The following is a 24115-nucleotide window of genomic DNA, read 5'->3' on the forward strand; positions in this document are numbered from 1 at the left end:
GAACACACCGTTCCGCTTCAACCCCCGGCGTATCAAAAGCCCTTCGCACACCATCCGCACCACCCATCGCGCCTCCACACCACCACCCCCGCACCGACGCGCGGTTGACGAGCCGTTCACAGACCTGCCCGAGAATGTGCCTGGTGTGGCCAAGGGGGCGCGGTTATGCTCCGGACCGTGGAGCTTGAGGTCAGGCACCTCCGTGCGCTGTGCGCCATAGCCGACACCGGGAGCGTACGGAAGGCCGCATTACAGCTGGGCATGACCCAGCCCTCGCTCACCACCCAGCTCAGGCGCATCGAGGGAGCGATCGGCGGGGTGCTGTTCACCCGCGGGCAGACGGGCAGCCGCCCCACGCCCCTCGGCCATTCCGTGCTGTCCCGCGCCCGCCCGATCGTGGCCGAGATGACCGCCCTGGTGATGGCCGCGCGGGACGCCGCCTGCGGCATGGGCGGCCTGTGCCTGCGCCTCGGCAGCGTGGGCGGCCCGACCGTGGCCGCCTGGCTGCGCCGCGTCCACCGCCGGCTGCCGGGCAGGGACACCACGATCCACATAGAGGTCTCGTCGGCCGCGCTGATCCAGCTGCTCGCCACCAACCAGCTCGACGTCGCCCTCGTCCAGGAGCCGGCCGGCTTCCCGCTGCACCTGCCGCCCGGACTGGAGCGGCGCGTCGTCGTCGACTGCGAGCCCCGGTTCGTCGCGCTGGCCGCCGGACATCCCGTCGCCGCGCTCGGCTGCGTGGCGCTGCCCGAACTGGCCGACGACTCCTGGATCGTCGATCCGACCGCCGACCACGACTGCGCCGCCCTCCGCCGCGCCCTCTCGACGGCCGGCCTCAACCCGCGGCTGCTCCAGGTCCGCGACACCGCCACCGCCGCCGACCTCGTCGCCTCCGGCGAGGCCGTCCGCCTCTGCCAGCCCACCGCCGAGCCGACGGACGGCACGGTCGTCCGCCCGCTCCTCGGGGACCCGCTCACGGCCCGGCTGTCCCTCGTGTCACGGACGGGCGCCCTGTCCATCACCGAGATCGACGCACTGTACGAGGATGTGGCGTACGCGTACGAGGAGTTGGCGCGCGGCAGCGCGGCGTACCGCGCGTGGCGTGAGCGACGTGGCGAGATCCGGCCGCCGGGGGCGTACGGCGCCCCGCACGCCCCCTCCCCCGTGCCCCCTGCGGATCACACGTCTCCCGCGCCCCCCGCTCCGCCCCCGCCGCACACCGTCCTCCGCGCGCCGGCCGTCCGGCTGTCACCCACCGGAGCCACACAGGAACACCGGCACCTCTCCGCCTGAGGCCGCCCGGGTGAGTCCGGGCGGATTCCCGGATGGGGACGCCCGGCGGTGGGCAGTTCCCCTTCACTCGGGCGGACCCGACCACCCGCCCGGACGTGAGGAGCCCGGGACGCGAAGAGCCCCGGACGCGAGGAACCCCGGGCCCGGGGAGCCCCGGACACAAGGAGCCTCGGACACACGGAGCCTCGGACACGAGGAGCACCTCCCATGTCGCCTGGACCAACGACAAGAGCGGATCCGGTCACATGTGACGGCAGGCGGCGACTCGTTCGGCGCGGTCCCGACCGCGCCCCGGGAACGTCGCGGTGACCTGGACAACGCCCGGTCGCGCACCGGCACTTGCCGCACGGCGGCCCACGAAGCGTCCGCGCCCGCCCGGGGAACGGCGGTCCCCCCGGCAGGCCGGACCGGGCGGGCGATGGCGGATGTCCTCACCGCCACCGCCCGCCCCCTCACCGCATCCCCTTCTCTCCCCTCACCCGAGAAGCAGCGCCTCCGCCCGCTCCATCATCCGAGGGCTCTCGAACGTCAACCGCCCCACGTGCACCCCGTCCGACCCGTACGCCGGTTCCTTGAGGACGGCGCTCCGCGCGACCTCCAGCGTCCAGGGCTCGCCGTGCGCGACGAGCCCGTCGACCGGCGGCATGACGCTCATGCTCCAGCCCGCGCCGAGCAGCCACCTCCCGTAGGCGTCGGTCTCGTTGGCGGTGCTGGGCGGGAGGTGGCGGGCCGCGAGCTCCCACAGCGAGGCCGCGGCCGGGGACGTGCCCGGCACCGGCACGGTGGCCACCACCGCCATCGACCCGTGCCTGGCGTACGCCAGCACACACCGGGCGTCCGGCCACTGGGCCGTGAAACGCGCCATGATCACCCGGTCCGAGCCGGTGATGCGCCTGGCCATGCCGGTTTCCTCCCCTTCCGCCGGTGCCCCCGCCGGCCTTGCCTCGTGCAGCCAACAGCCGCTCGTGCAACCAACAGTCGTGGTACGTACGGGGTCACGGGTGCGGCCGAGGTCACCCGTACCCCACGCGTTCACCCGTATGTCCACCTCTCCACGACGACGGCGGCGCCCGGGGAGGGTGGTGCCAGGTACACCCCGCCCCCGGTGTCCAGGCCCATGGTCCGCCCGGAACCCCGGTGATGAGATCGGTACGACAAGACAACGCGAGTGCGAGGAGAACGGACCATGCGGGTGCGCGGACGCGATCGGCGACCGAACCGGCGGAGCGGCAGGGCCGTCCTGGCCGGTGGCGCGGTCGCCGCGGTGGCGGCCCTGCTGACGGGCCTCACCCCGGCCACGCCGTCACAGGCCGCCGCCCCCAACGGCCTCGAGGGACAGACGAGGACGCTGGACAAGGACGTTCGCGCCCTCCGGTCGGCGGGCGGCGACGTCCGGGTACTCGCCGAGGTGGACACGGGCCGCGGCGTGCTCCGGTCGCGCGCGGGCGGCGGCTCGGCGCCGACGCCCTGGGACGCCCGCTTCCGGATCGCGAGCACCACGAAGACGTTCACCTCCGTCGTCGTCCTCCAACTGGCGGCCGAGGGCAAGCTGTCGCTCGACGACACCGTCGAGAAGTGGCTCCCCGGCGTCGTCAAAGGCCAGGGCAACGACGGTTCGCGGATCACCGTACGCGATCTGCTCCGGCAGACGAGCGGGCTGTTCGACTACGTCAGGGACCCGGAGCTCGGACGGGCCCTCGCCGAGGGCTTCGACAAGATCCGCTACGACACGACGCCCGCCGCGCAGTGGGTGGCCGTCGCCATGCGCCACCGGCCGCTCTTCACCCCGGACCACGCGCACCCGCGCTGGGCGTACTCCAACACCAACTACCTCCTCGCCGGCATGATCGCCGAGAAGGCGGGCGGCCTGGGCTGGCGCGAGCAGGTCGAGCACCGCATCATCGCCCCGCTGGGCCTGCGCGACACGTCCGTACCGGGCGCCAACCCGTACCTCCCCGGCCCGCACGCCCGCGTCACCCTCCGCACCCCCGACGGCAAGGTGACGGACGTCACCGACCACAGCATCCAGCACACGGCCGACTCCGGAGTGGTCAGCACCACCGCCGACCTCCGCACCTTCTTCCGCGCCCTGGCCGGCGGCAAACTCCTGCCGCCCGCCCAACTGCGGGAGATGCGGCGGACGGTGGCACGGACCGGTGACACGGACGACCTCGCGCAGTGGCCCGACGGCGGGTACGGGCTGGGCGTGCGCTGGACCCCGCTCAGCTGCGGCGGCGGCTACTGGCACCACGAGGGCGACGGCTTCGGCTCGTACACCCGCACCGGCGTGACCCCGGATGGCCGCCGCTCCGTCGCCGTCTCCATCACCAGCGACGGCGGCACCCCCGACCTCGTCCGTCTCAACAAGGCGGCACGAAAGCTGGCCGACGACGCGCTGTGCGGACGCGCAGAGCGCTGAGCCGGACAGGAGAACGGGCCCGATACGAGCCCCCGCTCAGCCCACCGGGCGCACCCCGAACTCCACCCGCCGCAGCCCGGAGCCACCGTCGGCGACCCACCGCGACACCGAGGCGTTCGGCACCGGCCACGGCTGAGCGGGCGTCTCGCCGCCGAGCACGTGGCGCAGCGCCACCACGACCGCGTCGTGCGCCACGAGCAGCACCCGCCGCCCGGGCGGGACGGCGGCGGGGTCGCGCAGCAGGGCGCGGACGCGGGCGGCGACGTCGGACAGCGACTCGCCGCCGGGCGGCCGGTACGTCCACTCGCCGGCCCGTTCGCGGCGCAGCGCCTCACCCGGGTCGCGGGCGCGGATCGCGTTGGCGTCGTGTCCCTCGAAGACGCCCATCTCCCGGTCGCGCAGCCGCTCGTCGAGGACCGGCGGGGGCAGGGGCGGCCGGCAGCCGAGCCGTCCGGCCGCGTCCGCCATCGCCGCCCACGTCTGCCGGGCCCGGACGTACGGGGAGACGACGACGGCGTCCGGGACCGCCCGGGCCAGCCACCGGCCGAGCCCGGCCGCCTGCTCGCGACCGAGCGCGGTCAGCGGTACGAGGGGGTCGGCACCGGGCGGCAGCACGGCGGGCGTACCGGTGGCGCGGGCCCGGTCGAAGAGCACGTTGGCCGTGCTCTGGCCGTGCCGGACGGCGATCAGCTCGGCGGGGAGGGCGGGTTCTGCCACGGGCGGGCTCCTGAGGAGGGACGGCCTCCGGCGGCGGGGCGGGCCTGCGGGACGATCCTCCGGCGGCGGGACGGCCGGAGCGGCGGACGGCTACGAGGTGGGACGGTTACGAACGCGCCCTGGTTCCGGCCGCGTCGGGCGCTGCGACGTGGGTGTACGAGCCGGCGGGAGGCGGCCTCGTAAGAGCGGTCGGCCCTGACGCCCTCGTAGGAGCGGGCGGCCCCGGCGCCCTCATGTCCCGGGCGGCGGGACCACCTTGCCGACGCCGCCCAGGGCCTCGGTCGCGCTTTTGGTGATCCGCCACAACCGGCCCTGCTGGTTGCTGACGTAGATCCGGCCGCCGGCGGCGTCCAGGGCGAGGCCCTTGCACCACTCCAGCCCGACGGCGGCGACGATTTCCGCCAGCCCCTTCTGCAGAAACCTCCGCCCCGGATCGGACATGTCGAAGTTGTCCTTCCCGTCGGCCACTTCGCCCAGCGGCCACGCGATGACCTGGCAGTATTCGTTCTGCGTCTGCGGCGGAGCGCACCTGACCTGCACCGGCTGCTCGTAATACAGGGCGACCAGGCCGCCGAAGGTGACGGGGATGTCGTAGGAGAACCTCCTGACCTGGCGCCGCGTCGTGGCCACGACGTCCACCCGGCTGCCCACCGGCACGGTGACCGACGAGGTGTGTTTCCAGGCGGTGGTCAGCGAACCGCTCACGGAAGCTGTGATCCCGAGCATCAACTGCGCCGACAGTTCCCCGGTGCCGGTGGCGGAGCCCGACGCCGTCGTCGTGCTCGTCCCCTGGCTCTGGGTCTCGTTGTCGACGCCGATGTTGTCCTTGCTGTTCTTCAGCGTGGACTTCACGGACTTGTTCAACGCCATGCTCTTCTGCAACTGCGCCTGCACCGCCGCGGAGGTCTTCGCTCCGAAGGTCAGCTGCACGGTCCCTTGGAGCGACCAGCTGATGGTGTTCGAGATCGAGAATTCGACCGTGTCCGTCGCGGTGAACTTGACGGGGTCGGTGGCGTTGACATACGTCTGCTTGGAGATCACGTCGGGGGGAGGCTGCTCGATACCGCTCTCCTCTTCGACGAGCGGCACGCCCAGATTGAGGTAGGCCCGCCAGCCGCGTTGGCGCGCCGTGTCCTGCCCGGCCGGAAATCCCTCGTACCGCACGTCGTTCAGGGAGAACCCGACCGGGCAGATCTCCTTTTCCCCGTCCTTGACCTTCCTCTTCAGGCTGGGCAGGTTCCGCTCCAGCATGGAACGCGCCTTCGCCAGGATTTCGAGTTCCTCCTGGTTCTGCGTCGTCAAGGGATGTCGCATAAAGACATCGCCGAGATAGGCTCGCCCTACCGGATTCCTGCAACTGGGCTCTGCCATCGCTTTCCGGCTCCTCTCGCCGCACGTCTCCCGCCGCGCTTCGGCAGGACCGGGGCGAGGGAGGAGGGAAAGCCCGGGAAGACCGTCGCGCGCGCCGACACCGCCGATTCCGGTTCCCAGGCACCGGTTCCAGGGTCACATCCGCGACGGCGGCTGTCGCGCCGACGGGATCACGCGGGTGATCCATGACGGGGTGATCCACGACGGGGTGATCCACGCGCAGGGCGATCGGCGATCGGCGATCCGGGCCCGGGCTCAGCGCCCGCGCCGCCACCGCAGCGGGCCGGCGGCCAGCCACTCCGCGCGCATCCGCTCGTACTCCCGGCGCTCGGTGGAGGTGAGCGCGCGCCCCCGCCGTTCGGTCAGGAAGGCGCGGATGGCGCGGTTGATCTCCTCAGCGCGCGAGGCCCGCCGGACGGGCTGGTGGGCGGACTGGCGAGCGGGCTGAGGGACGGGCTGTCGGGAGGGGACCGGGGACATGCCGACAGGCTAAGGGGGCCCACTGACAAACGACCCATGATCCAGGCAGAGTTCAGATGAAGCTCATCAAATCCTCATCAACCGGGGCACGCGGACCGGCACAGCGGCCGTACCCACCCCCGCGTGCCGCGGTCCGACCGCATACCCGCAGGGGTCCTCACCCGCCCCCTCCGCGTCACGCCGCCGTGCAGTACCGCCCCCGCCCCCGGGTGGCCGCGAGCCACTCGGTCCGCAGTCGGGCGTACTCCTGCCGCTCGTCGCCGGTCAGCGCGCGGCTGCTGCGCGCGGCCAGGAAGCTGCGGATGGCGTGGTTGATCTCCTCGGGGCATGCGGGACCTGCGGTCCGGGTGTGGGACATGCGCCCAGATTACGAACGCACAGGAACCACCGCATCCGAATAACGCCGGGCACGCGGCCCGCATGGACCACCAAACCACCGGCCACTGCCCAGCGCCCGCCGGTACGATCGCCGATCACCGATCCCCGATGACCGCCACCGCGAAGGCCAACCTCCGCTCGACCCACGGCGCCTTGACGCGGAAGTCGACCCCCTCCGACCGCATCACCTCCTCACCCCCGGCCGTCCAGAGCAGGGTCCGGTCGCGGCGGGGCGCGTCACCGCCCTCGGCGCCGAGGGAGAGCACCGAGTCGACGACGCCGCCGACGATCCTCCCGGCGGCGTGGGCGGCGGCGTCCTGCCGGGAGAGGGCGGCCCACTTGTTGCGTCCGACGATCTCGGGCCGCCCGGGCTGCTCGACGCGCCAGGTGTGCCGCGACAGCCTCCGCGCGGGCGGCACCCGCCGGACGCGCCCGACCTCCCGCCCGGCCGCGTCCCGTACCACGTAGCGCCGTTCGCCACCGTCGGCCCGGCCGTCAGCACCCTCACGTACGACCGTGCACAGAACGCGCAGCATCTCCCGGTCCTCGTACAGCACGCTGGTGTCCGGGTCGGGGGCGGCGATCAGTGCGCACGGCGGGAAGATCCGTCCCGCCCCCTCCCGCCGGGGCACGCGGACGGCCCTGGGCCCGAACACCGTACGGCCGCCCTTCGCACGCTCCCGTTCCACCCCGCCGACGGTGAACGTGGTGACGCCCCGCCAGTCGAGAACCGACGGCAGCGGCTCCCCTCCCCGCCCGTCCCGCGTCGCTCTTCCGAAAACCATCCCCCGACCCTAAACGGCCCGGTTCCCGGGACGCGTGCGGGCACAGTCGCCTCTCCCGCGGTCGATATTCGGTCGCCCGGCAAACCGGCGAACCGCCATAATCCGGCGCGGGAGGGAAAGAAGTACATGTCCGAGGTGTTCGTCTGCGCAGGGTGCGACGCCGTGCTGACCGCCCCCGTGTCGCGGGTCGCGCTGCCCGTCCACGCCCGCTCCTCCTTCGGGCACGACCTGCTCCCCGTGCTCATGGAGTCCGGTACGTACGCCGTGGACCGCGAGCCGGCGGGTCCGCCGTGGCGGCTCTGGGACGAGGTGGGGCCGGAGCGGGCGGCGGCCCGGGGCGTGTACGCGCCGGTGCACTCCCTGCCGTACGGACCGGCCGGCGCGATCGTCATCGCGCCGGGCGACTGCCGGGGCACCGCCCTCATCCCCGGACGGACCGAAGGCTACTGCTGCGGGCTGACGGGAGCGGACGGGCCCAACCTCGCCTGCGAGCGCTGCGGCCGGGAAGTCGCGACCCTCCAGGACGACTGCTCGCTGTGGCGGGCGGTCCGGTTCCTCGAACACGCCGTACGCCGACGCCCGTCCGGGACCGCCCACCCGGTGCCCGATGAGCCAACCCCGCTGTACGACCGACCGGGCACGCCGCCCGTCCACCCGACCGGGAACTGGGACCCCTGCTGGGAGATAGCGGCCGGCGCCGCCCTGGCCCACCTGCTGGCCGCTTCGGGCGGCGGCCCCGTGGCCCTTCCTCGCGGCCTCCTCACGGACATGTTCGGCCGCGTACTCGGCGCCTTCCTCCCACCGCCCGCCCTCAACGCCCCTGTGAAGCGGGTGGCGTTGGCCGGCCCGGACCTGCCCGCTCCCGGCGCCGACATCGCCGTGGTCCCCCTGCACCCGAGAACAGGCGAGCCCTGTCCCCCGCCCCCGCCCGACCACGCGGACACGACACCGGCGACCGTCCCCCTGCCCGCCGACATCTGGACGTACCTGGCCTTCTCGAACAACCGCCGGCTCGTCCCGGCGCCCGGCACCCTCCCCGTCGAAGCCCTGCGCGACGACCCCCTGCCCCCGCACCCCTGGCTCCCCTTCCGCCCGGACCCGCACAGCTTCCTCGCCACCCTGGCCCGGCTGCCGGCCGTCCGCCGGCCGTGGCTGCGCGCCATCCACGACCGGGTGCGGGCGAAACCGTACGAGTCACCCTTCTAGGGCTGCCCGGCGAAGCACGGGAGGGCGGGGATCGTCCTGGCGTGCGACGGCGAGGAGCCGGCCCGACGGCTCGCCGGACGCGGGGTGCTCACCGCGGAGGTCCGTGCGACGAACCGCCGGCCACCCCGCTGCGGCGCCGTATCGCGTCCACCCACCGGGCCCGCAACTCCTCGTACACCCGCCGCTCGGCCGTGGTCAGGGGACGGTCGCGGTCGGCGAGGAACGCGCGGATGGCGCGGTTGATCTCCTCGGCGGGGCACGACGACTCCGAGGCGGCAGGCATGCCCTTCAGCCTAGCCAAGACCCCCGCGCCGGAGCCCGAGGACGAAGACGGTCACCGGCCCCTGCGGACCTCCCCCGCCGCGGAGGGGGCCGGCCCCACCCGCGACCGGCCCGCTGCCCGCATGGTTCGGCCAGGCCCCGGACAGCGAGCCTGAACACACACGGATCACCACGGATCCACCAGGTGAAACCAGATAGGGAAGCCTCTGTGTCCAGCCTCAAACGGTCGCGCCGCCGTACCGCCCGCACCGCCGCCGTCGGCGCTCTCGCCGCCGCGGCCTGCGCCACCGTCATGACCGGTGGCGCCGGAGCCATCGTCAACGGGTCCGACGCCACGGAGCGTTACCCGTTCATGGCGGTCATTCCGATATCGGCCCCGGAGGCCGGCCTGACCGACGGGAACTGCGGGGCGTCGCTCATCGACCGGCAGTGGGTGCTGACGGCGGCCCACTGCGTACGGGGCGAGGGCATCGAGCCGGCCGGCACCGTGCGCATCGGCAGCGGCCACCGCAAGTCCGGCGGCACCGTCCGCAGGATCGACCGGACCTTCGTCCACCCCGGCTACGCGAACGGCGACGACAAGGCCGCCAACAGGAACGACATCGCGCTGATCCGCCTGGACCGCCCGGTCACCGAACGGCCCATCGAGATCGCCGGGCAGCCGGGGCCGCCCGGCACACCGACCCGGCTCCTGGGCTTCGGCACCACCGTCGAGGGCGAGTACGCGTTCCCGGACCGGTTGCAGCAACTGGACGCCCGCCGGGGCGCCGCATCCGAATGCGCACCCGGCTACGCGGACCGGACCCGCCTCTGCACCATCAGCACCGTCCCCCGGGCCATGGCCTGCCACGGCGACTCCGGCGGACCGCAGATCCGCCGGGACCGGCACGGCCGCTGGCAACTGATCGGCGTCACCTCGTGCCCCGGCACCCCGAACGTCCCCTGCACCCAGGGCCCCGGCCTCTACACCAGCGCCCCCGCCTACACCCACTGGATCGCCCACACCATGAGAACCAACAGCCCGGACTCGCCCTCCTGAGGACGCCCGAGGACGGGGAAGCCCGGTACACAAGCGGCAGGAAACGACAAAGGCCCAGAGCGGAGACTGCTCCGACCTGGGCCTTCATGCCGTTGACGCTGACAGCGCCGGTGGGCACAGACGGATTTGAACCGCCGACATCCGCTTTGTAAGAGCGGCGCTCTACCGCTGAGCTATGCGCCCGCAATGAAAGGACAGCCTACATGTCCCCGGTGGCCGCCCCGCAAACCCGTACGGCCGGGGGCCCGGGCCCGGGGGTTATCCCCACCCCCGGTCCGGCGGAGCGCGGGATGCCGGGTGGTGGGTGGGGGGCCGTAGCGTGGCGGGGCCGGGGTGGGGTCCAGGGGGGCCGGCCGGGCGCGTGGCGTGCATCGTGCGGCGCGCGGGGTTGCCGGCACTCAGGTCACGCAGGACACGGAGATCACTATGGTTCGACTCGCCCGTTCCACCCGGCTCGCCCGCCTCGCTCTGCTCACCGGCGGGGTGGTGGTCGCCGGGATGACGGTCGCCGGGTGCGGGTCGGTGGACCTGTCGGAGGTGGAGCCGGAGCGGCAGACGTTCGCGATCACCGGGCGGACGCTGACCGTCGACACGGACAACTCGGAGATCGAACTGGTGCCGGGGGACGGGCGGGACGTCAAGGTGACCCGCTGGTTCGACGGGTGGTCGGTGGGCGGGTCCGTGAAGACGACCTGGGCGATGGAGAAGGGCGACGTCCTCAAGCTGCGGCAGAACTGCGACGGGATCAGCGTCCACTGCGAGGGGAAGCACCGCGTCGAGGTCCCGCGCGGGGTGCGGGTGATCGTCAAGGACGAGAACGGCGGGGTCACCTCCCGGGGGATCAAGGGAGACCTGCGGCTCGAGTCGAAGAACGGCGACATCGACGTCCACGGCGCCGACGGGCGGCTCGATCTGAGCTCCGACAACGGCGACCTCCGCGCGGAGGACGGCATAGCCTCCCGCCTCGTCTCCGCCCGCTCCAAGAACGGGGACATCGCCGTCCGGCCGGCCCGCGTCCCCGAGCGGGTGAGCGGTGAGAGCACGAACGGCGACGTCACGGTGCGGGTGCCCGCCGGTTCGTACCGCGTCGACGCGAGCAGCCGCTTCGGCCGTGCGCGCGTCGGCGTCCCCCGCGACGGGGCGAGCCCGCACGTCGTCGCCGCGCACAGCAGGAGCGGCGACGTCACCGTGCGGACGGCGGAGAAGTGAGCGGAGGCATGAGCGGAGGCATGAGCGGAGGCAAGCGAACGGAGGTCGGCGGGCGGAGGAGCGAGCCCGTGCGGTGGCGCCCGACCTGAGCGGCCACCGTCCTGTGTGATCGTCCCCGGCGGGTGGGACAATGGCCTCCGGGCCTGGGGCGATCAACGGGAGAGGCAGAGGGCACGTGACGGCTACCTTCGCGCAGTCCGTACGACCGGCCGGTCGGCTTGCCATACCCGAGGGTTCGGAGGGGCCCGCGGGGTCCGGGCCGGCACCCGCCGACGCCATCACGGCCACCCCCACGGCCGCCCCCGACGCCCCCGCCACCCGCGTCCGCTCCGCGCTGCGCGACGCCGCCGCCCTCGTCCTCCTCCCGTTGCCCCTGCTCGCCGCCGCCGTCACCGTCACCGCCGCTGCGGCCCCGGCCGCGTTCGCCGGCGGCGGGACGCGGCGCTGGGGCTGGGGCCGGGGCGACGCGCAGCGGGCCGAGGCGCAGGCCGCGAAGGACGCCGCGGCCACGGCGTTCTACGAGCTGGACACGGCCCAGCGGGACCTGCGGATCTCCCTGGAGACGATCGCCGCGGTGGACTCCTCGCCCGCCGGCCGGCGCGCCGCCCAGGAGTTCGCGGCGCTGGGCGCCCGCATCGACGAGGTGTCGGGCGCGTACATCACCGCCGTCGACGCCCACGACCTGGACCGCGAGGACCTCGACTCCTCCGCCGCCGCCCGGGCCCGTACCGACCTGAACCGGGCGAAGGACGAGCTCGTCCGCGTCAAGGCGGACCTGGACCGGTTCGCGCAGGGGCTCGGGCCGCTGCTGGCCGCCGCCGAGGCGGAGCTGGCCCGGCTGGCGCCCGCCGTCGAACGGGCCCGGCAGGCGCTGCTCGCGGCGACCGAGGCCCTGGACGCGACCCGGGCCGCCGGGCTGCGGGCCGACGACCTGGCCGCCCGGCTCGCCGCGCTCTCCCCGGAGCTGACCAAGCTCAACCAGGGCGCCGGGCAGCACGGCGTGGCGGAGACCATCGGCCGCGCGGAACGGGTCCTGCGCGAGGCGGACGCGATCCGCGAGGCCGCCGCGCAACTGCCGCAGCGCGCCGCCGAGATCGACAAGCGGCTGGTGTCGCTGCGCACCCGCGCCCAGGCGATCGCCACTCGCGCCACACAGGTGGCACCGGTCCTCAGCGAGCTGCGCCGGCGCTACAGCGCCGCCTGCTGGCAGGACCTCCAGCAGGTGCCCGAGGAGGCCCGGCAGGCCGTGGCGCGGGCGGAGGCCAAGCTCGCCGAGGCGCGCACGGCCCGCGACGAGCAGCGGTGGCCGGACGCCACCGCCCTGCTGTCGACCGTCCGCGCGCTCCTGACGACGACCGACGCGTCCGTCTCGGCCGCCGGTGACCGGCTCCGCCGCCTGGACGAGGTCTCCGCCGACCGCCAACAGGAGGTCGAGCGCACCCGGTTCGCCATCCGCGACGCCCAGCGCCTCGCCATGGCCGGCCGCAGCACCCCGGACCCCCGCCACGCGGCGCCCCTGGACGAGGCCGTGGCCCGCCTGGACCGCGCGGTGGCCGGCCTGGAGGGCCGCCACCCCGACTGGTGGCGCTTCCTGACGGAGACGGAGGCCGTACGGCAGTCGGTCGCGGCCGTGGTCCAGACGATCCGCGAGGAACGCGGCGCGGGCCGCTGACCGACGGCGCGGGACGGAGCGCGGGCCGCTGCCCCAGCGGTGCGGGACGGACGTCGGCACGGGACGGCCGTCGGCGCCTTGGGTGTGCAGCGGCGCGGGACGAACGGCAGCGCGGAACGGACGGCGGCGCCAGGGCGTGCAGCGGCGCGGGACGTGCGGCAACACGGGACGTGGGGCGGCGCAGGCCCGACAGCAACGCGGGACGTGCAGCGGCGCGGAACGGACGGCAGCGCGGAACGGACGGCGGCGCCAGGACGTGCAGCGGCGCGGGACGTGCGGCAACGCAGGCCGGACAGCAACGCGGGACGTGCGGCGGCGCAGCCCCGACAGCAACCCGGGACGTGCGAACGGCCACACGGACCGCTGGCCGGCGGCGCTCGAAGCCGCGGCCGATCCGGAGGCCCGGCGGCCCGGCGGCCCGCCCCGTTATGTTCTCCCTGGTCCTGCAAGAGGGCCGCTGGCCTCCGGGCCCGGCATGACTGTTGCCCCCTGTCGAAGTCGATGACCTGGGGGGTGGTGTCACCGGGCCCGAGGGGTGCCGTCGGAGACGCTGATGAGAGGCCCGACCACCGCCTGATCAGGCGCAATGCCCGATCGTTCGCGGGCGGCAGGTCTGCATAACGTGGATGCGCGAGAACGGCCCCGACGCACAGGCCGGCACCGCAACGACGAGTGGGGGCACGGTGATCGACACCGAAGACGTGGGCGTCTTCCTCGGCCTGGACGTCGGCAAGAGCGCCCATCACGGCCACGGGCTCACCCCGGCCGGCAAGAAAGTCTTCGACAAACAACTGCCCAACAACGAACCCAGACTGCGGGCCGTCTTCGACAAGCTCGCCGCGAAGTTCGGCACCGTCCTGGTGATCGTGGACCAGCCCGCCTCCATCGGAGCCCTTCCTCTGACAGTCGCCCGCGACACCGGCTGCAAGGTCGCCTACCTGCCCGGACTCGCGATGCGGCGGATCGCCGACCTCTACCCGGGCGAGGCGAAGACCGACGCGAAGGACGCCGCGGTGATCGCGGACGCCGCCCGCACGATGGCGCACACCCTGCGCTCGCTGGAGCTGACGGATGAGGTCACCGCCGAGCTCACCGTGCTGGTGGGTTTCGACCAGGATCTCGCCGCCGAGGCCACGCGCACCTCCAACCGGATCCGCGGCCTGCTCACCCAGTTCCACCCGTCCCTGGAACGAGTCCTCGGGCCCCGGCTCGACCACCAGGCCGTCACCTGGCTGCTCGAACGCTACGGCTCCCCGCAGGCCCTGCGGAAAGCCGGACGCCGCAGGCTCGTCGAGCTGGTGCGACCCAAGGCCCCGCGCATGGCCGAGCGGCTGATCAACGAGGTCTTCGACGCACTCGACGAACAAACCGTCGTCGTTCCCGGGACCGGCACCCTCGACGTCGTGCTCCCGTCCCTGGCCCGCTCCCTGGCCGCCGTCCACGAACAGCGCCGGGCGTTGGAAGCCCAGATCAGCACCCTGCTGGAGGCCCACCCTCTTTCAAAGGTCCTGACCTCGATGCCGGGGATCGCGGTCAGGACCGCCGCCACCTTGCTGGTCACCGTCGGCGACGGCACCAGCTTCCCCACCGCCGCCCACCTCGCCTCCTACGCCGGCCTCGCCCCCGCCACGAAGCAGTCGGGCACCTCGATCCACGGCGAACACGCGCCCAGAGGCGGCAACCGCCAGCTCAAACGCGCGATGTTCTTATCCGCCTTCGCCGCCCTGCACGACCACTCCTCCCGCACCTACTACGACAAGTGCCGGGCCAGAGGGAAGACCCACACACAGGCCCTTCTCCGCCTCGCTCGGCACCGCATCAGCGTGCTCTTCGCGATGCTCCGCGACGGCACCTTCTACGAACCCCGAACCCCCCGCCTCGCTTGACGAAAGACATAGAGGCACCCCCCGGACGCCCTCCGGTCGGGGACCTCCCCTCGTCGTGAGGCCCGACGGCCATGAAGCCGTCCGCCTACGAAGCCCTCTGGTTATGCTGCCTGACATGCCTCGCTACGAATACCGCTGCAAAGCCTGTGGTGCCACCTTCGAGCTGCGCCGGCCCATGGCGCAGTCGTCCGCGCCGGCCATGTGCCCTCAAGGGCACGTGGACAGCGTGAAGTTGCTCTCCACCGTCGCGGTGACCGGTGCGGCGTCCGCCGGGGCGTCGTCCGGGCCCTCCCGTGAAAGCGGGGGCGGAGGAGGCGGCGGGTGCTGCGGGGGCGGCTGCTGCGGCTGACCGTCGGGACACCACGGCAGACCGGAGCGCGACCGCGGCCGTACGCGGCAGGACGCGCGGGCCGACGCGGCCCGCGCACCCGCGCACCCGCCCGCGTCAGTCGTTCCTCTTCCGCGCCAGCGTCAGACCGTCCGCCACCGTGAGCATGACCGCCTCCATCCGCCGGTCCGCCGCCACATGGTCGTTGAACGCCTTGACGCCCTCGCCCGCCGGCGACGCCCCGGGGTCGACGACCTCGCCGTGGAAGAAGACGTTGTCGGCCACGATCAGGCCGCCGGGACGCAGCCGGGGGACGACCTCCTCCCAGTAGTCGACGTAGTGCTCCTTGTCCGCGTCGAGGAAGACGAGGTCGAGGTGCGGCTCGGCGGGGAGGGCGCGGACGGACTCCAGGCCGTCGCCCAGGCGCAGTTCGACGCGGTCGGCGACGCCGGCCTTGGCCCATGCCTCGCGGGCGTGGGCCGTCCACTCCTCCGAGATGTCGAGGGCGATCAGTCTGCCGCCGGGGGGCAGCGCCTGGGCCATGGAGAGCGCGGACAGGCCGGTGAAGGTGCCGATCTCCAGGATGTCGCGGGCGCCGGTCAGGCGGACCAGGAAGGCGAGCAGCGGAGCCTGCTCCTCCGCGACCTGGAGGTGGGCGCTCTCGGGCAGCAGCGAGCGGGTGGTCTCGACCAGGGCGCGCTGTACGGGGTCGAGCGGCGGATTGTGGTCGATCATGTACTCGTAGAGCTCGGAAGTGAGCGGACTGCTCTTGGACTCGGTCACGCGAGGCTCCTCGGTTCGCTGACGCCGCACGGCGACGCGGCGCCCCGGCGGTCACCGGGCCACTGAACCGTCGACGGCACAGAGGGAAGGGCATCGACGCCGCGGGACTCCCGCGCCCGTTGATGCCTCAACGAACGTTAGTTGTCAGCGGGTTTCGGGAAACAGCCGCTTATCAGACATTCCGTCCCCGCTCCGCAAGCGATCGGTCCTCACACCCCCACCGCCTCCGCGAACGCCCGCGCGATCTCCTCCCCCGCCGCGACACCGGCCGTCTCGAGACCGGTGACGTGCGGCGCCCCCCACCCCGTCTCGGCCAGCTCGCCATGGCCCGGGCGCCAGCCGCGGTCGGCGGCCAGCAGCAGGTCGGCGTCGAGCAGGGAGTCGCCGGCCGACAGGACGCACGTGGCGCCGGTGCGGCGCGCGACCTCGGCGACCGCCGCGCTCTTGGTGACGGGCCGCGGGACGGCGTAGATCTTGCGGCCCTGGAGCGAGACGTTCCAGCCGCGCTCGCCGGCCCACTCGGTGAGTTCCTTGACCCATGCGACGGGCAGCCGCTCCCGGTCGACGACCATGTAGGCGAACAGGTCCTCGGCGGTCCGCTCGCGCAGCAGCCACGCCGGGTCGGCCGTCGCCACCAGGCGCGCCCGCACCTCGTCGAGCGTCGCGCACTCGGCGGCGACGGCCCGCCGCACCCGCTCCCGCCAGCCGGTGTCCGGCTCGCCGTCGACGAGGATCTCGCCGCCGTTGGCGCAGACCGCGAACCGGGGTACGGGCCCGGGCAGCCGGATCCGGCCGTACTGCGCCCGCGTCCGCGTGGTGGCGGGCACGAACGCGCCGGTCCGGGCGAGGCCGTCGAGCAGCGCCGCGGCCGCCTCCGTCACATAGGACAGCGGCTTCCCCTCGTACACCTCCACGCACAGCAGCCGCGGCGCCCGCGCGTCGTCCGCGCCGAGGCGGAGGGCGGCGGCGGAGTAGATGAGCGTGCGGTCGAGGTCGCTGGCGACGAGCGTGTCCACCGAGGGGAGATTCACAGGGTTCACCTTCACGAGGACCGCACCGCCCGCCCGTCGGTTCCCGTCGCACCGCGGGTGTACCGCGGGTGGATGAGCCCGACGCAGCTGTACGGCAGCCCCTCGACCTCCTCCACCGGCACCCCGCGCTGGGCGGCCAGCAGCCGGACGTGGTCGAGGTCCGCGCCCGCGCCGCGCTCGGCGAGGATCCTCCAGGGGACCCGGCGCAGCAGGACGCGGGTGGTCTCGCCGACACCCGGCTTGACCAGGTTCACGTCGTGGATGCCGTACTCCTCGCTGATCCGCTCCACCGCCGCCCAGCCCCGCCAGGTCGGCGCGCGGTCGGCGCCCGCGAGTTCCTTGGCGTCGCGGGCGACGTCGTCCTCGACGTCCGCGAACCGGGCGGCGACCGTGTCGAGGAAGGCGCGGGAGACATCGGCGTCCGCCAGCTCCCGGTAGAACTTGGCGCCGTGGAAGTCGCCCGGGCCGACGAGGTCGGCGCGCAGCACCGTCCGCGAGATCAGGCCGGAGACCGTCGAGTTGAGGCAGGCGGACGGGATGAGGAAGTCGTCCCGGGTGCCGTACGTCTCCACGCAGTGGCCGGGGTCGGCGAGGACGGCGAGCCGCGGGTCGAACTCCGTTCCCCGCAGCGCCTGTTCCAGCTCCCGCGTGACCGCGCCCTTGCCCGTCCAGCCGTCGGCGAAGACGACGTCGGACGGGTCGTGGTGGTCGGCGAGCCAGCGCAGCGCCGCCGTGTCGATGCCCCGGCCGCGGACGATGGACACGGCGTAGTGCGGCAGGTCCAGACCGTGCGCGTGCCGCGCCCAGCGGCGCATCAGGACGCCGACGGGGGTGCCGGCGCGGGCCAGCGAGACCAGCACCGGACGCGGCGACCGCTCCGCGAGGACGGTCTCGGTGACCGCCCCCACGGCACGGGCGAGCCGGCCGGCGGACGACTCCAACGCGGCGGCGTACAGGGCCTGGTAGCGCTCGGACGGCTGGTACTCGACGGGCAGCGACTCCGCGTAGTGCGCGCCGCCGTTCTGGATCGCCTCCTCCCGCTCCTCGATGGGCGCTTCGAGCGCGACGGCCGAGAGGTCCTGGAGCAGCCAGCCGACGTCCTCCGGCGCGTAGGAGGAGAAGGAGGGGCCGCGCAGCGGCTCCCCGGCGGCGCGGTGGGAGGGGATCACGGCCAGCAGGACCTTCCGGGTGTGCGCGGCGAGCCGGTCCAGGAGGCCGCCGGGGGCGTGCAGGGCGGGGGTGTCGCCCGTCGAGTCGGTGACGACGACGACGGCGTCGAAGCCGGCGCCGGCGACGTTGTAGGCGTATCGGTCGGCGGGGCCGTCGGTGCTCCCGCCGGCGGGAGCGCCGGGCGAGGCACCGGCCGGGGAGGCGCCCGGTACGGCGGACCCGTCCGGTGCCACCGGCGCGGCCGGCACGTCGTGCGCCGGGAAGACGATCCGGGTGCGGATCGCGTACCCGGGGTCGTCCACGGCCACCACGGGCGACCGGGTCGTGGTGGAGAACAGCACCTCCGTGCCCGCCAGGCGCTCCTCCAGCGCCCCCGCGAGCCGCAGCGGCGCGTACATCAGCTCCTCGGTCCCCAGCACGAGGACGCGCCGCGGCGCGCCCCCGCCCTCGGGCAGCGCCTCCGCGATCCGCCCGGCCATGCGCGGCAGCGCGGCCTCCAGCCGGTCGCGGTGCGCGGGGGTGAAGCCGTGCCGGCCGCCGTCGGGCAGGCCGGCCGGCCAGCCGAGGCCGATCCGGACCGCTCCCGCGCCGGCGCTCCCGCCGGTCGGGGCGCCGCCCGCCGGAACCTCCCACTCCGCCACCAGCTCCTGCCCCCGCCGGAGCACCCCCTCCGGCAGCGACACCGTCCCCGACGCGAGGGCGACGACGTCCACCCGCGCGCCGATCTCCGCCGCGAAGGCGTCCAGCGCGGCCCGCTCCTCCGCCGGTCGGAGGTCGACGAGGGCGACGACGACGTACCGGGCGCGCGGGCGGCGGCCGTGCAGGGCGGCGATCGTATTGCGGATCGTCCGGCCGGTGGAGAGCTCGTCGTCGACGAGCACCAGCGGCCCGTCGCCCGCGAGGAACCGCGGGTCCTCGGGGAGCAGCAGGTGGGACGTGGCGTGGCTGTGCTCCTCCTCGAAGCCGCCGGCCGGAGCGACGCCGCGCACCGGGCGGCGCGTGGAGTGCAGGTACGGGACGGGGCCGAGCCCGTCGGCGACCGAGTGGCCGAGGCCGGTGGCGGTCTCGGCGTAGCCGAGGACGACCGCACGGGCGGCCCGCTCCTCGCCCAGCAGCGCCCGCACCCGGCGGCCGAGGTCCAGACCCACGCCGTACACGACGGACGGCCGCTGCGGCACGTGCTTGCCGAGTACGCGCGAGACGAGCAGGTGCGCCCGCTTGGGGTTGCGGCGCAGGGCCAGGCCGAGCAGCCCGGGCAGCTCCGCGTCGCCCTCCAGCCGTACGCCGAGCCGCTCGGTCACCCACTGGCCCGACCACATCAGAACGCCACTCCCTCTCGTCCGGCCCGTCCGGCTCCTCCGGCCCGCGCCGTCACCGTCGGCACGCTCGCCCCCAGCAGCTCCACGAAACCGACATCCTCTCGTGCCACACCGAACACCTCGGCCCGCAACAGAATCCTTTCCGCCCAAGCCCGGTGCGGCTTCACCTCGTTCATCTTGTTGGTGTAGGCGGAACGCAGCACTCCGCCGCCTCCGTCCACGGACCGCAGGATGTCCTGGGCGTCGCCGAACTCCTCGTGGCTGACCACGGAGAGCGCGTGCACCGGGGCGACGTGCGAGGGGTGGATGCAGGTCTTGCCCTGGAGGCCGTTGGCGCGGTCGAGTTCGATCTCGCGCAGCAGGCCGTCCATGTCGTGCTCGATCAGGGCGGAGCGCAGCGCCTCCGCGGGCCCGGCGAACGGGCTGCGGCGCAGCTGCGGCTTGAACATCCGCTGGTGCTGCCGGAAGTACTCCCACACCGGCCCGGTCACGGTGAAGCCGCTGCCGTCCGCGCGGCCGAGCACGTTGACGACGTCGGCGATGACGGAGGCGACGAGCTGGACGTCGTAGGCGGTCATGTCGGGCGCGCGGCGCAGCCCGTACGCTGAGCAGAAGTCGGTCACGCCCAGCCGCAGGGCCAGCACCCGGTCGCGGTACTTGGAGACGGCGCGGGCGATCCCGCCGAGCGTCTCGGTCCTGGTCTCCAGGTGCAGCAGCTCCGGGGACTCCAGGACGGGCATGGCGAACAGCCGCTGCCCGTGCGCCGCTTCGGCCTCGGCGAGCGCTTCCAGGAAGGGCAGGCCCCGGTCCTCGGTGAACTTGGGCAGGACGAAGCCGGAGAGCAGCCGCCGGGCGGGGCCGAAGCGGCGCATGAGATCGGTGATCTGCCCGGGGCGGCGGACGCGGACGAACAGCAGCGGCACCCGGTCCGCGGGGGCGGCGGCCAGCTCCGCGAACTGCCGGACCAGGTTCTCCTCCGCCTCGGCCACCTCACCGTCCGCGATGGAGTCCTCCAGGCACAGGACCATGGACACGACACCCTGTCCGGCCTGCTTGACGACGTCCCGGGCCAGCGCGGGCCGGGTGGCGGGGCTGTAGAGGGTGGCGCCGAGGGCGACGGCGAGCGTACGGGCCGGGGAGTCGACGCCGAACTCGGCCGGCTCCCGGTGGAACAACCCGTTCCGGACCTCGGGCGCGAGGTGTCCAAAATGCCGCATCTTTCTCCCCGTTGTGCCGCGCCGTCCCGCCGGGCCGTCCAGTCGACGAGCGTGGCCGATTATCGTACGTCCGGGAACGGGTCAAGAGTTCCCCAAAAGCCGGAGGAATCTCGTCTCCTCCACCACACCATGTGCCCCCACGGCGTCCGCGCACCCGCCCCGCGCCCCGGGCGCTCCCCCGGCTCCCCGGCTTCACCCCGGCCGCGCTCCGGCCGGGGGCGGGGCCCGCGTTGTCCGCGGCCCGCGCGGGAGGGCAGGATTGCGGACATGACGCACGCGATGCTGAAGGGATCGAACATCCCGCTGGAGGCCCCGGCCGTACGGGCGGTGCTGCGCTGGACCCCCGGTGCCGGCGTCCCCGACGTGGACGTCTCCGCCCTGCTCCTGGGCGCCGACGACCGCGTGCGTTCGGACGAGGACTTCGTCTTCTACAACCAGCCGCGCCACCCCTCGGGCCTGGTCCGCCACCTGCCCAAGAAGCGGCTGCACGAGGGCCTGACCGACACCGTCGAGGCCGACCTCGCCCCGCTGGACGGCTCGGTACGCCGGGTGGTGATCGCCGCCTCCGCCGACGGCGGGACGTTCGGCCTGGTCAAGGACCTGTGCCTGCTGCTGTACGACGCCTCGGCCGCGACCCCCGCGAACGCCGCCCCCGGCGACACCGCCGCCCTCGGCCCCCTCGTCGCCCGCTTCGACGTCCGGCCCGAGACGGGCGACGAGACGGCGATGATCTGCGGCGAGCTCTACCGCCGCGGCGAGGGCTGGAAGTTCCGCGCCCTCGGGCAGGGCTATGCGACGGGGCTGGTCGGGCTGGCCACGGAGTACGGCATCTCCGTCGAGGACGAGGAGGAGCCCGAGGCCGCGACGGGCCGGGACACGACCGGCACCGGCACCGGTGACCACCCGAACGGCGGCTCCCCGGGCCGCCACCCCGAGCCCATACATCCGGCGCCCGCCCGGCCGACCCCCTCCGCCGCTCCGGCGCCCACTCCCGCGGACCAGGCGACGCCGGTCACCGCACCGGCCCCGCCCGTCACCGCCGACGCGCCCACCACGGCCGTCCCGCGCCCGCCCGTACCGGCGTACGGCTACCCGCCGCCGCCCGGCGTCCCCCCGACCGTCCCGCCGGCCCCCTCGGCCCCTCCGGCGTACGGCTATCCGCAGTACCCCGCCGCCCAGCCGTCCTACGGCTACCCCCAGCAGTCTCAGCAGCCCTCACACCCGCACCACCAGTCGCAGCAGCCCTCGCAGTCCTTCCAGGACGCCCAGGCCGACTACCCGCTCCCCCCGCCGGCGGCCCCCGACCCGGCGTTCCGGCTGCCGCCCCAGGGCCCGCAGTTCCTGCCGGGCCGCTAGCCGCGGACCACAGCGGATACCGCACCGACGGACGGGCGGCGACGCACTCCACCGCCGCCCGCCGCCCTCACACCACAGCCCTCACACCTTCGACTTGTACCCCCGCCCCCACTGGAGCCCCCACCCGTACAGCCGGTCCAGCTCCGACTGGAACCCGTACACGTACCGCATCTCCCGCCGGACGACGATCTCCTTCTTGTCGTTCTCGATCAGGACGACGGCGCACGACCGGGCCTCCGGCGCGCGCTCGTGGAGCGAGACCTCGAGCCGGGGGCCGTTGCCGGGATACAGCGTCACCGTCGCCTGGGTACGGTCGAACGCCGGGGTGCCGTCATAGATGTAGACGAAGATCAGCAGTCGCTTGATCTCATCCCGGTGGTCCATGTTGATGTAGATGGTCTCCCCCGAGCCGGAGCCGAACCGGTCGTCGCCGCTGAGCTGGACGTACGGTGGGGAGTTGATGCTGCCCAGTATGTTTCCGAGCGGCTGCACTACGCCTTTCGCCCCGTCCCACAGCTCGTACATGCAGGCGAGATCCAGGTCCACACTGACCATCGCCGGGCCCTGCGCCTGCACCATCTCCGGGGTGAACTTGCGGAAAGGGTGCCGCATCCCGCCGCGGGCCGGCTTCTCGTGGATGACCGTGGTGCGCATCTGCCACGACAGGTTGACCCGCATGTTGCCGCTGACCGCGCCGTTCTTGGTCAGCGAGTAGACCGGATGGCGTTTGGTCAGCTCGACCGCGCCCGACGCGCTGTGCGGGGCGTCGAACTGCCAGGCCGCGCCGCGCCCCCAGTTGCCGAACAGCTTGTCCATTACCGTCATCTGCTACCCCCACCCCTCGCGGTCCGGTTCCCGCCCCGGAAACCGGTGAGCGGGACGGCCGTGAGGTGATCTCACCGCCGCCCCGCTCAGAGGGTTCCCGCACAAGTGCCGGGGTCACACCCCGGATGCGACCTCCTGACGGCTTCCGTCGCCGTCACCGGCCGCGGTCTCCTTGCGGTTGCGCGCCACCGAGGACCAGAACGAGAGGCCGATCAGCGCCACACCGATGAGGCCGGTGACGACCTCGGGGACGTCGTACTTGATCGTGGCCAGCAGGATCAGGGCGAGCGTGCCGATCGCGTAGTGCGCGCCGTGCTCCAGGTAGACGTAGTCGTCCAGCGTCCCCTTGCGGACCAGGAAGACCGTCAGGGAGCGGATGTACATCGCACCGATGCCGAGGCCCAGCGCCATCACGAAGATGTCGTTGGTGATGGCGAAGGCGCCGATGACCCCGTCGAAGGAGAAGGAGGCGTCGATGACCTCCAGGTAGAGGAACATGAAGAACGCGGCCTTGCCGGCCAGCCCGACGACCGAGCCGCCGCTCTTCTTCTCCGCCGGAGCGGACTCCTCCGCCTCGTCCTCGTCCTCCTCCAGGCGGTCCTCGAAGAAGCCCGAGATACCGCCGACGACCAGGTACGTCACCAGTCCGCCGACACCGGCCAGCAGCACCGTGGCGGCCTTGTCGATCGTGCCGTCCCCGCCGTGCACCGGGACGGAGGTGGCCACGGTGGTGGCCACGATGATCAGCACCACCAGGGAGACGATGACCGACAGGCCCTCGACCTTGCCCAGCTTGGCGAGGAACCGCTCCACCGGGCCCAGCCACCGTATGTCCCGGTCCTCGAAGACGAAGTCGAGGAAGATCATCAGCAGGAACATCCCGCCGAACGCGGCGATCGCCGGGTGGGCGCTGGTGACGAGCTGCTCATAGCGGTGGTGATCGTTGATCGCCACGTCGACGGCCTCGATGGGCCCGAGTTTGGCGGTGATGGCCACGATGACCACCGGGAACACCAGCCGCATGCCGAAGACGGCGATGAGGATGCCCAGGGTCAGGAACATCTTCTGCCAGAAGGCGTTCATCTTCCGGAGGATGCCGGCGTTGATGACCGCGTTGTCGAACGAGAGCGAGATCTCCAGGACGGACAGGATCGCGACGAGCGCCAGCCCTTTCCACCCCCAGAGCACGCCGGCCAAGGCAAAGCCGGCCGCCGTGATGGCGAACGACCAACCAAAGGTTTTCAGGAGCACTGGCTACCCAATCCTTCGCTGCGATGCTGTCCGCGCTGTACGCGGCTTTACTAAACGTTGACCACGCAGTCTAGAGGGCCCGCCCCGCAGCCGGGAGG

22 protein-coding genes and 1 tRNA gene are annotated in these 24115 nt (G+C 73.5%); 9 read left to right on the forward strand and 14 right to left on the reverse strand.

The annotated features are described in order from the left end of the window. Positions 1-165: 165 nt before the first annotated feature. Entirely contained in the window at positions 166-1293 is a 1128-nt protein-coding gene (locus tag J7W19_RS09660) for a LysR family transcriptional regulator (RefSeq protein ID WP_051072725.1), read from the forward strand. Positions 1294-1768: 475 nt separating this feature from the next. Here J7W19_RS09660 and J7W19_RS09665 read toward each other — a convergent pair whose 3' ends face one another. Continuing rightward, on the reverse strand, positions 1769-2194 hold the full coding sequence (locus J7W19_RS09665) for a hypothetical protein (protein WP_004951847.1): 426 nt from the start codon (positions 2192-2194) through the stop codon (positions 1769-1771). 285 nt (positions 2195-2479) lie between these two features. Between J7W19_RS09665 and J7W19_RS09670 the strand changes: the two genes are divergently transcribed. Next, positions 2480-3712 (forward strand): serine hydrolase domain-containing protein, encoded by a 1233-nt coding sequence (locus J7W19_RS09670; RefSeq protein WP_004951844.1) that lies wholly within the window; start codon positions 2480-2482, stop codon positions 3710-3712. Positions 3713-3748: 36 nt separating this feature from the next. Here the strand turns inward: J7W19_RS09670 and J7W19_RS09675 are convergent, their stop codons facing one another. The 5 genes from J7W19_RS09675 to J7W19_RS09695 all read right to left on the reverse strand — a co-directional run bounded on the left by J7W19_RS09675 (position 3749) and on the right by J7W19_RS09695 (position 7443). Next, on the reverse strand, positions 3749-4429 hold the full coding sequence (locus J7W19_RS09675) for a histidine phosphatase family protein (RefSeq protein WP_004951840.1): 681 nt from the start codon (positions 4427-4429) through the stop codon (positions 3749-3751). Positions 4430-4660: 231 nt separating this feature from the next. After that, a complete protein-coding gene (locus J7W19_RS09680; protein WP_210455319.1) occupies positions 4661-5800 on the reverse strand; it encodes a gluconolaconase in 1140 nt (379 codons plus the stop codon). Between the two features lie 255 nt (positions 5801-6055). Beyond that, complete coding sequence (locus J7W19_RS09685) at positions 6056-6280, reverse strand: hypothetical protein (protein ID WP_004951834.1); 225 nt, start codon at positions 6278-6280, stop codon at positions 6056-6058. 175 nt (positions 6281-6455) lie between these two features. Next, positions 6456-6638 carry a hypothetical protein gene (locus tag J7W19_RS09690; RefSeq protein ID WP_004951831.1) on the reverse strand — a complete coding sequence of 61 codons (183 nt, stop codon included), beginning with the start codon at positions 6636-6638 and terminating at the stop codon, positions 6456-6458. Positions 6639-6753: 115 nt separating this feature from the next. After that, complete coding sequence (locus J7W19_RS09695; RefSeq protein WP_004951827.1) at positions 6754-7443, reverse strand: hypothetical protein; 690 nt, start codon at positions 7441-7443, stop codon at positions 6754-6756. Between the two features lie 126 nt (positions 7444-7569). On the opposite strand from J7W19_RS09695, the gene J7W19_RS09700 reads away from it, so the two are divergent. Next, complete coding sequence (locus tag J7W19_RS09700; protein ID WP_004951824.1) at positions 7570-8649, forward strand: hypothetical protein; 1080 nt, start codon at positions 7570-7572, stop codon at positions 8647-8649. Between the two features lie 88 nt (positions 8650-8737). Here J7W19_RS09700 and J7W19_RS09705 read toward each other — a convergent pair whose 3' ends face one another. After that, positions 8738-8932, reverse strand: a complete 195-nt coding sequence (locus tag J7W19_RS09705) for a hypothetical protein (RefSeq protein WP_004951821.1) — start codon at positions 8930-8932, stop codon at positions 8738-8740. 207 nt (positions 8933-9139) lie between these two features. Here J7W19_RS09705 and J7W19_RS09710 point away from each other — a divergent pair, with 207 nt between their 5' ends. Continuing rightward, positions 9140-9970 (forward strand): S1 family peptidase, encoded by an 831-nt coding sequence (locus tag J7W19_RS09710; RefSeq protein WP_004951817.1) that lies wholly within the window; start codon positions 9140-9142, stop codon positions 9968-9970. Between the two features lie 111 nt (positions 9971-10081). On the opposite strand, the gene J7W19_RS09715 is transcribed toward J7W19_RS09710, so the two are convergent. Further along, positions 10082-10153: transfer RNA gene (locus tag J7W19_RS09715), tRNA-Val, on the reverse strand. A 243-nt stretch (positions 10154-10396) separates the two neighbouring features. Between J7W19_RS09715 and J7W19_RS09720 the strand changes: the two genes are divergently transcribed. From J7W19_RS09720 to J7W19_RS09735, 4 genes are all read left to right on the forward strand, one after another. Continuing rightward, entirely contained in the window at positions 10397-11179 is a 783-nt protein-coding gene (locus J7W19_RS09720) for a DUF4097 family beta strand repeat-containing protein (RefSeq protein WP_004951815.1), read from the forward strand. Positions 11180-11456: 277 nt separating this feature from the next. Then, positions 11457-12851 carry a hypothetical protein gene (locus J7W19_RS09725; protein ID WP_040891894.1) on the forward strand — a complete coding sequence of 465 codons (1395 nt, stop codon included), beginning with the start codon at positions 11457-11459 and terminating at the stop codon, positions 12849-12851. Between the two features lie 683 nt (positions 12852-13534). Continuing rightward, entirely contained in the window at positions 13535-14737 is a 1203-nt protein-coding gene (locus tag J7W19_RS09730; protein ID WP_004956478.1) for an IS110 family RNA-guided transposase, read from the forward strand. Between the two features lie 115 nt (positions 14738-14852). Further along, complete coding sequence (locus J7W19_RS09735) at positions 14853-15086, forward strand: FmdB family zinc ribbon protein (RefSeq protein WP_004946697.1); 234 nt, start codon at positions 14853-14855, stop codon at positions 15084-15086. Positions 15087-15182: 96 nt separating this feature from the next. Here the strand turns inward: J7W19_RS09735 and J7W19_RS09740 are convergent, their stop codons facing one another. The 4 genes from J7W19_RS09740 to J7W19_RS09755 all read right to left on the reverse strand — a co-directional run bounded on the left by J7W19_RS09740 (position 15183) and on the right by J7W19_RS09755 (position 20585). Then, complete coding sequence (locus J7W19_RS09740) at positions 15183-15848, reverse strand: O-methyltransferase (protein ID WP_004946699.1); 666 nt, start codon at positions 15846-15848, stop codon at positions 15183-15185. 209 nt (positions 15849-16057) lie between these two features. Beyond that, on the reverse strand, positions 16058-16864 hold the full coding sequence (locus J7W19_RS09745; protein WP_004946703.1) for a hypothetical protein: 807 nt from the start codon (positions 16862-16864) through the stop codon (positions 16058-16060). Between the two features lie 26 nt (positions 16865-16890). Then, positions 16891-19368 carry a phosphoribosyltransferase gene (locus J7W19_RS09750; RefSeq protein ID WP_004946707.1) on the reverse strand — a complete coding sequence of 826 codons (2478 nt, stop codon included), beginning with the start codon at positions 19366-19368 and terminating at the stop codon, positions 16891-16893. After that, positions 19368-20585 (reverse strand): HpcH/HpaI aldolase/citrate lyase family protein, encoded by a 1218-nt coding sequence (locus J7W19_RS09755; protein ID WP_051072633.1) that lies wholly within the window; start codon positions 20583-20585, stop codon positions 19368-19370. Before J7W19_RS09755 ends, J7W19_RS09750 begins: the two co-directional genes overlap by 1 nt. Positions 20586-20852: 267 nt before the next feature. Here J7W19_RS09755 and J7W19_RS09760 point away from each other — a divergent pair, with 267 nt between their 5' ends. Next, entirely contained in the window at positions 20853-21941 is a 1089-nt protein-coding gene (locus J7W19_RS09760) for a TerD family protein (RefSeq protein WP_004946710.1), read from the forward strand. Between the two features lie 81 nt (positions 21942-22022). Here the strand turns inward: J7W19_RS09760 and J7W19_RS09765 are convergent, their stop codons facing one another. Beyond that, complete coding sequence (locus J7W19_RS09765) at positions 22023-22757, reverse strand: TerD family protein (protein WP_004946715.1); 735 nt, start codon at positions 22755-22757, stop codon at positions 22023-22025. 123 nt (positions 22758-22880) lie between these two features. Continuing rightward, on the reverse strand, positions 22881-24017 hold the full coding sequence (locus J7W19_RS09770; protein ID WP_004946720.1) for a DUF475 domain-containing protein: 1137 nt from the start codon (positions 24015-24017) through the stop codon (positions 22881-22883). Positions 24018-24115: the final 98 nt, after the last annotated feature.

This window comes from Streptomyces mobaraensis NBRC 13819 = DSM 40847, from assembly GCF_017916255.1.
GTDB classification, from domain to species: Bacteria; Actinomycetota; Actinomycetes; order Streptomycetales; family Streptomycetaceae; genus Streptomyces; species Streptomyces mobaraensis.